Below are 807 nucleotides of genomic sequence, written 5' to 3'. Positions count from 1 at the left end.
ATGATAATGTCAGTAGAATTATTTTATTCATGCATTTTTTCATAAGGGATCTGTATTTGATTTTAGAATTTAAAAGACTAACAGAGGTCAATGTTAGCAATATTATTACGCTCAATAACCATCCTGATGTATTACGGCACATGCCATTGGGAAGCCCCGATTTTAACTACCAAAAGTGTATAGAATGGGTGGCACAAAAAGATGCTCAATGGAAAGAACATGGTTATGGCCCGTGGGCAATTATGATTAATGAGCATTTTGCTGGGTGGGGGGGATTACAATATGAAGACGGTGATGCAGACCTTGCCCTGGTGCTTCACCCAGATTATTGGGGGGCTGGTAAAATAATCTATGACGAAATTATCAGACGTGCTTTCTGTGAGATGAAACTAGAAAGCATCACTATTTTACTGCCCTTGAGTAGGGTAAAAATTAAAACTATTTTACGGTTGGGTTTTCAACCTGATGGTGAAGTGATGTTTGATAGCATATGTTTTCGTCGGTTCCGCTTATTAGCAACGCAAGAGCCTATATAAAGTAGGTTGTTACCTAAAAATGCATTAGCGGTCGCGCTAACCATGCATTCCTGAACAGGGATAATTATGAACGTCCGCTTATTGTTCAAACCAGACACTCGAGTTTAGCTGTCTAATTAAAGCAAAGATAATTTAAGCGATTAGAAAAGACGATTATTGTGATGGGTTAATTGTGTTAAAATCGATTAATTTCCACTCAATGTTTGAGAAATAGCAGTTATCAAAACTAAATTAATCATTTATGTTATCAATGACTTAAAACTCTCTGTTT

At 36.6% G+C, this 807-nt stretch carries 1 protein-coding gene; it reads left to right on the top strand.

Annotation, left to right across the window (positions count from 1 at the left end; genetic code table 11):
- Positions 1-536, top strand: a 536-nt coding sequence (locus JK188_RS17590) for a GNAT family N-acetyltransferase (protein WP_249216051.1), incomplete at its 5' end; no start/stop codon positions are given.
- Positions 537-807: the final 271 nt, after the last annotated feature.

Origin of the sequence: Providencia sp. JGM181 (assembly GCF_018257375.1) — a bacterium.
Lineage (GTDB): Bacteria > Pseudomonadota > Gammaproteobacteria > Enterobacterales > Enterobacteriaceae > Providencia > Providencia lanzhouensis.
This window is presented reverse-complemented; position numbering and strand designations above follow the sequence as displayed.